Source organism: Serinicoccus chungangensis (assembly GCF_001483745.1).
Lineage (GTDB): Bacteria > Actinomycetota > Actinomycetes > Actinomycetales > Dermatophilaceae > Ornithinicoccus > Ornithinicoccus chungangensis_A.
The window spans coordinates 1-6,531 of sequence record NZ_LQBL01000020.1; the positions used below are offsets into that span (position 1 = coordinate 1).

Sequence of the window (6,531 nt, forward strand, 5' to 3'; positions counted from 1 at the left end):
GTCTGGCCCGACCCGATCATGAAGGGAAGTCTCCTAGTAGCCGCCAGGAGGACGCTAGCCTTCGGCGCGTCCGACATTGCCGCATCAGGTGGCATTGGCGTGGCCTACATGGAGAGCCACGTTGTACGTTGACCGATCGGCATGTCATCCGGCTGGTTCTTCTTGCTTTTCGCGTCGTTCTGGTTCGTGAGCGTGCAGCCAGGCGCTGAAGGGCGCGGAGGTGAGGCCGTGGAGCAGGACCGAGATGGTGATCGCCAGGGTGGCGTAGAGGAAGATGTCGTGGTTGCCGGTGTGCCGTTCGGCCAGGGTGGCGTAGAACAGTGCCGAGACGCCGATGGGGGCGAACCAGCTGAGGAAGACTGTCTCGCTACGGTCATGCACGCTCTTGAGCAGAGGCCATAGTGCCCAGATCGTTGCCAGGCGCCGGAGCAGGACGGTTCCCGTGAGGATGGCGACCGCCGGCCAGCCCAGTCCGGCCCACTCGTCGATGGGTAGTGCCAGGCCCAACAGGATGAAGATCGGCAGCAGGAAGAGGCGGGCGACGGCGTCGTGCACCTTGTCCTCCTCTGCCTCCTCACGTTGGGGGATGACCTGACCGAACACGGCGGCACCGACGAACACGGCGAGGAGCGCGTCGGTGCCCAGCAGCTTGCCACCGCCCAGCAGCACGAGAGACAGCGGAACGATGAACGCCAGGTAGGAGCTTTCCTCCATCAGCCCGTGGTCTCGGACCAGGACGAACAACTTTCCCAGGGCGAGGCCGGCGACGGCACCGACCACTGCCGCGCCCACCACCTCCCTCAGCAGGACCTTGGTCAGCAGCTCCTGCCACGCCTGGTCGGGCTTGGTGATCAGCAGGACGGGCAGCATGACGAAGAGGTAGCCCAGGCCGTCATTGATCCCGCTCTCGGCCGAGAGGTTGTGCCGCACCTTCTCGGGCACCTTCTCCTCAGCCAGCGACCCGGTCACGATGGGGGTCGTGACCACCGGGTCCGTCGGCGTCACGATCGCGCCCACCAGCAGTGCCACCAGGAACGGCACTCCGAGACCCCACCACGCCACACCCGTGGCCAGGACGAGCATGAGAAGCATTCCTAGCCCGATGATGGTGACGATCCAGCGGGCGTTGGCCCGCCAGTAGCCGTGCGGCAGGCGCAGCGCGACGCCGGCCAGCCCCACCGCCAGGGTGATCCTGGCCGCCTGCTCGAGCAAGGTCCCGGTCGGCACCCCGAAGTCCTCGATCCGCATGAGGTCCAGGGCGTGCGGGCCGATCATTGCTCCGAAGCACAGGCATAGCAGCGGACCGGGCAGGCTGGCCCGCTGCAGCACCGTCGAGAAAGCGGCAAAGGTCAAGAGCGCCCCAGCAAATAATGCCAGGAGCAGGTTGATGTCCACGTCGGTCGAAGCCTTTCTGCCGGATTGGCACACAGGCAACCACCCAGCGGCGGACATTGCCTCTCAGGTCGACCCCGACCCCCAGCTACACCGCATGCCGCAAGATCCCCAGCTGTCGGCGCCGACGCTCGCAGGAGCAACCAGGCGCACGGATCTGCCGCATGGAGCGTGGCCGCACGCTACTGCCGCTGTGGTCGCGTAGCGTCCGACCATGCCGCCGGTCGCGTGTCTGAAGGCTCTATACCCGGGGGCGAGCAGTCGTCGTGGTCACCTGAGGTAGGCGGCGGTACCAGGTGGCTGTCGAAGTGGGCTTGAAGCCCACTGCCACGTACGCAGCCTCAGCGGCCTTCGATTCGTACGAGAGATCTTCACCCGTTCCGCGCCTCGCTCGATCAAGCGATGGATGCCCTCGCGCAGCATGGCGTCCGCCAGTCCGCGCCGTTGAAACTCGTCCTCGGTGCGGACCGGTTCCACCAAGCCCACCTTGGTGACGTGGTCGAACCAGAACAGCGCGTAGCCGGCGACCTGACCCCCCTCGGTTTCGACCCTCAGATCCAGCTGCGGATCGTACAGACTGCACTCGTCAACCCTCTGCGCCACCAGGTCTCCGTTTCGCGCCCGCATGGGATGCTCCTCGCCCACCCGCTGACTGCGGTCGACGATCACGAAGCCGCGCGGGGTCGGCCGGAGCACCGGCCTGTCGACAGCCGCGAGCCAGGCCGTGCCGTCGTGCTCATGCGGAACGAAGCCATCCCGCTGAACGATCGTCTCGAGATCCTGGTCTCCGTCACGCACTGGAATGTCAATACCCTGAGGAGAGTGGTCCGTGGCCAGCGTCAGAGCCCGCTGCCATACGTCCTCAAGCCCCACTCCGCCAACCCCAGGTACAACCATCGGGTCGATTTGCCACGGCTTGTTGTCAGACCAGCTGGTCAACTTGAATCCCGCCACCGGTCCTTCGTCATCGGCCCAGAAGTAGTGCTCGATCTCATCCGAGGGGCGGGGCTGTTGCCACCACCACTGGGTGTCGGCAGCTTCCCAGACGCCGGCGAACGGATCACGGCGCCGGACCCGCTGCAACAACCGAGTCGTCAATCTCTGTGCTTCCAGGCCGATGGCGCAGACTTCGCGCACCGGCAGCTCAACTGCGTCCACCACAAAGGCAGTCAAGCACCCGCGGAGAACTTGGACTACCCACTTTCAGCTGCTGTGGGAGAGCGTTCGGCGGTGCACTACTTTGCCGGGCTCAGTGCCTTCGAGCGCGCGACCGATGATGGGAGCTGGTCATCCCGTCGGTCGGCGCGCATCCGCCCACACCTCAGTCCCTGACGACCTTCCACATACCGAGCATCTCCTGCTCCCCCCACCCCAGCTTCCGATAGAGCGTCTCTGCGGCCGGTGTGGCAAAGAGGCCGACAAAACAGTGACCCGGCGCCAGCTGCCTGATCTGGTCCACAAGCTCGTCCACGATGATCCGTCCTACCCCGCAGCCTTGATAGTCCGGATGCACCACCACGTCCTGGATGTAGAAGTAGAAGGCACCGTCTCCCACAACCCGCCCCATCCCCAGGAGCTCACCGCCGTCCTGATGGACCACCACACCGCAGGTAGATCCGGCCAAAGACGCGGGCATCGCCTCCCACCAGAAGGCGTCGGCCCAGCCGACGGACTCAGACAATCGACGGTGCTCCTCGACGGTGGGCTTGCGCCGCGCGATAGTGTACGACATGAGGCCAGAATCTAGCTGCTCCTCTGCCCATCTCGAGTCCGGCCGCGACCGCGCGGCCAGCGTGTTGTCACCGGGTGGTGCACTGTCCTGCCGCGAGGCGCTCGTACCGAGTTCGGGGAGACCGTGTAAAGGCGCGCTGGTCTTCGCCCGGGGGCCCTTCGCCTCCTGGGTGTAGTGCCTGGCAGGTGCTGGGATGAGTGTGCGGGAGAATGGGTCATGACCGAAGCTGGAAGCGCTTTCTGGGGTCGTGGCGGTGCCGCGGAGACCTACGAGTCCGCCGACCCCCACGAGCCCTTCCCCGACTTCTTCCATGAGCTCGACTCAGACACTCGTGAGTTCCTCCAGGCGACGCCCGAGTGGCTGGCTATAGCCAGCCACCACTTGTCGGCTGTAGAGGGTGCACCGCGGATGATCCTGTCCCACTGCTTCAACGACGGCCAGATACTGGTCAACCAGGTGGCTCAGGGGGACGGGCGGTCGGCGGCGCGCACCGCGCGCTCCATCTTCGAGCATCAGGTAAATCTCGGGACGGTGATCGGCTCGACCTCAGAGGCTGACCGGTATACCGCGTCCCGACACGTCACGGCGGCCAGGATCGGCGACCTGAGGTACTGGTGGCTGGAACTGCTGGACGGCACGGAGCGCAGGAAAGAGAAGCAGCGCTTGGACAAGGTGAAGCGCAGGGCGCGGCAACCCCTGGCCGCTGCCAAGGCACGCTTCGACCGGCGTGGGCGCCCGTTCGAGAAGAACGTCTTTACCAAAAACTTGTACGACCGGGCGCGCGACCTGGGCATGCAGGATGAGTACGAGGCGTACCGGGTGCTCTCTGGGGTGGTGCATGGCGACGCCGGCGGGCTGCTGGGCCTGAGCAGGAACTCGAGCCTCGGCACGATCCACCGGTTGGGGCCGGACCTGCAGCTGCTACCCCTGGCGGCCCTGTACGGGTTCCGGTGGCTCGCGGACTTCACCTTGACGGCCCACCACGAGTTCGGGGAGCTGCCCACCGTCAAGACCGCCTCAGAGGTTGTCGCTGGTGTGCTGGGGCGCTGGCCCGATATTCGCCGCACGGCTGCCGCGATCGACGCCCAGATGTGGCCGGACAAGCCGCCGCCCCAGCCCGGTGCGGTGGCAGCGTTCTACGGTCCTGACTCGGCCCAGATCAGGTGGTACCACCACGACCCCAAGTTCGATGTGGTGACCGTTGCTGACGTCGCCCCCGGATCTCGGGACGAAGCGGACAAGGTGCCCGAGCGATTCGCTGAGCACGTCGCGGCCTACTACGCGGCCGGAGATCGAGAGCGGCCCATGACGGTCCGGGTCGTTGGCGTGAATGTGATCCCACGATCTGGGGCTCGGCCATGGCCAGCGGCTTCAGTCCTGACACCTCGACGAATGTGGGAGAAGGCTGATGTCTCAGCTGGCGAGCACGAGGCGTGAGCTCGGTGCCCTGAACGGGACACCTTCTTCCTACCCTGACCCGCTCCAGCCGCCCCGAGGGATCGCCGGCAGCGGCCGCTAGGTCTGTCCTTCACGGAGTAGTCGATCCACCGTTGCGGTCTTGGCTTGCGTGTACTCGTCGCAGTTTGACGTCTCGGCCTCGGCGGCACGCTTGATCCGGAGATATTCAGCACGGGCCCCGGCGTCTCTGCGCAGGAGGTCCCGAAAGGCGATCCGGCGAGCCCATCGCGCACTATCCGCCTCCACGACGTGAATGACGCACACGCGCCGGCCAAGCTCCTGACGGGTCAGCCACGCGTGCCTGTCAAGCTGCCCGTCCAGGAGGAAGTCTGCGGCCACGAGGCGGTCGCGCACCACGGGGACCTGATGGGTTGTCTTGTCTCAAGACAGCGGTGACGGTTCTGCATCAGGAGACTGGTGACACTTGGTGTGTCAGGACTTCGGTGACGGTCAGCTGTTCGGGGGGCGGGGGCCTTTGGGTCGGCCGTTGCCGACGTATCGGACGCCGGGGGCGGGTCGGGTGTGCACGGCCAGGACCTCTCCGTGAGAGTCGGTCACCGTGATCGTGTCTTCGTCATGGGTGATGAGGACCTGTTGGAACGCACGGCTTGCCTCGACCATGTAGATGACCGCGTCCAGGGAGAAGGTGCCGTTGCTGGTCAAGGTCCGTAGGCGGGTGCCGACGGGCAGGTCCTTCTCGGATCCGATTCGTGGCGCAGGCGGTCGGCGGTTGGTGGGCGGTTGGCGCGGGACGGGCTGGTCGAACAGTGGCCTGGCCGGCCTGGGCCGCGGCGCCTCCGCCTTGGGGGTGGCTTCCCAGGCCGTCACGGGCGTGACGCGCCCGGGCAGGCCCTGGTGGGGACGTTCGGTGTTGTAGATGCGGTCGAAGGCGTCGACGTGGGCCTGCAGCTGGTGCAGAGATTCAGCCAGCGACTGCTTGTCCAGGTAGCGGAACAGCGTTTGGTGGAAGCGCTCGTTCTTGCCCTGGGTGGTCGGCTTGTAGGGCTTGCCGGTGATCGCCTCGACACCCATCGCGCTGACGTGCTCGACGAGCTTGCCGATGGACCCGCGCCGAGAGGGGTTCAGAGCGACCCCGTTGTCGGTCAGGAGGCGTTGGGGCACTCCATGGGCCGCCACCGCCCGGTCGAAAACGGTGATCGCGGCCTCGGCGGTCTCAGCCCAAGCCACGTGCGATGCCACCGCGTACCGGGAATGATCGTCGATGAGCTGCAGGATCACGCACTTGCGTCCACCGGTCAGGACGTACTCGGTGCCATCGAGCTGCCAGCAGGCGTTCGGCGCCGGATAGACGAAGCGCCGCCACGCCGACCGGGGTCTCTTGCGCGGTTCCAGGCGGGCCACCCCACGCTCGCGGAAGATCCGTGCAAGGGAGGCGGTCGAGGGCACAGGAGCCAGCCCCATCGCGAGCATCTTGTCGTGCACGCTGACCGGCCCGTGGTCCAGCCCGGACCGCTCGAGCGCGGCACGGACTGCAATGGCCTGCTCCTTGACCTCTTCGGTCAGCCTCGAAGGGCTCGACCGCGGACGGCGCGACCTGGGCTCCAACGCCGCCGCAGGCCCGTCCTGCACGGTTCGTCGCCGGATCTCGTAGAACGTCTTGCGCGAGATGCCCTGCTCGAGGCAGAAGGTCGTCACGGCCCCGCGCGGTGCATCAGAGGGCCACTGCGTGATCGCCAGCCGGACACGAGGATCTACAGGATCGTTCTTCGCCACCGGCCAAGTCGAGCCCACCCAGCCATCGCCTGCACAGACCGCGAAGTGTCACCACCAAACCCTGCTGAACCGTCACCGAAGTCCTGATACAGAACCGTCACCGATCTCCTGTGACATGACAGGGACCTGATGGGTCGCCGTGCCGACCAAGATGTCCACGACGTCTTTCGATGCCCTGTGCGTCAGGATGGGGTGAGACACCACTGCTGATCTGC

At 66.2% G+C, this 6,531-nt stretch carries 6 protein-coding genes; 1 reads left to right on the top strand and 5 read right to left on the bottom strand.

From position 1 onward, the window contains the following. Positions 1–144: 144 nt before the first annotated feature. The 3 genes from AVL62_RS05645 to AVL62_RS17255 form a co-directional block, all read right to left on the bottom strand. Positions 145–1,395: a cation:proton antiporter gene (locus AVL62_RS05645; protein WP_058890691.1), complete on the bottom strand. Its 1,251-nt coding sequence runs from the start codon at positions 1,393–1,395 to the stop codon at positions 145–147. 267 nt (positions 1,396–1,662) lie between these two features. Continuing rightward, positions 1,663–2,565, bottom strand: a complete 903-nt coding sequence (locus tag AVL62_RS05650) for a GNAT family N-acetyltransferase (protein WP_161937845.1) — start codon at positions 2,563–2,565, stop codon at positions 1,663–1,665. A gap of 148 nt (positions 2,566–2,713) precedes the next feature. Continuing rightward, on the bottom strand, positions 2,714–3,124 hold the full coding sequence (locus tag AVL62_RS17255) for a GNAT family N-acetyltransferase (RefSeq protein WP_058890693.1): 411 nt from the start codon (positions 3,122–3,124) through the stop codon (positions 2,714–2,716). A 216-nt stretch (positions 3,125–3,340) separates the two neighbouring features. Here AVL62_RS17255 and AVL62_RS05660 point away from each other — a divergent pair, with 216 nt between their 5' ends. Next, a complete protein-coding gene (locus AVL62_RS05660) occupies positions 3,341–4,561 on the top strand; it encodes a DUF5677 domain-containing protein (RefSeq protein ID WP_058890694.1) in 1,221 nt (406 codons plus the stop codon). 78 nt (positions 4,562–4,639) lie between these two features. On the opposite strand, the gene AVL62_RS18200 is transcribed toward AVL62_RS05660, so the two are convergent. Together AVL62_RS18200 and AVL62_RS05670 are read right to left on the bottom strand one after the other, a co-directional pair. Beyond that, a complete protein-coding gene (locus AVL62_RS18200) occupies positions 4,640–4,939 on the bottom strand; it encodes a GrpB family protein (protein WP_058890695.1) in 300 nt (99 codons plus the stop codon). Positions 4,940–5,032: 93 nt separating this feature from the next. Beyond that, positions 5,033–6,316: an IS481 family transposase gene (locus tag AVL62_RS05670; protein WP_058890696.1), complete on the bottom strand. Its 1,284-nt coding sequence runs from the start codon at positions 6,314–6,316 to the stop codon at positions 5,033–5,035. Between the last annotated feature and the right edge of the window lie 215 nt (positions 6,317–6,531).

What these genes read in the sequence shown, in the direction of transcription:
- AVL62_RS05660 (WP_058890694.1), top strand. Translation starts at nt 3,341, where the DNA reads ATGACCGAAGCTGGAAGCGCTTTCTGGGGTCGTGGCGGTGCCGCGGAG.
- AVL62_RS17255 (WP_058890693.1), bottom strand. Translation starts at nt 3,124, where the DNA reads ATGTCGTACACTATCGCGCGGCGCAAGCCCACCGTCGAGGAGCACCGT.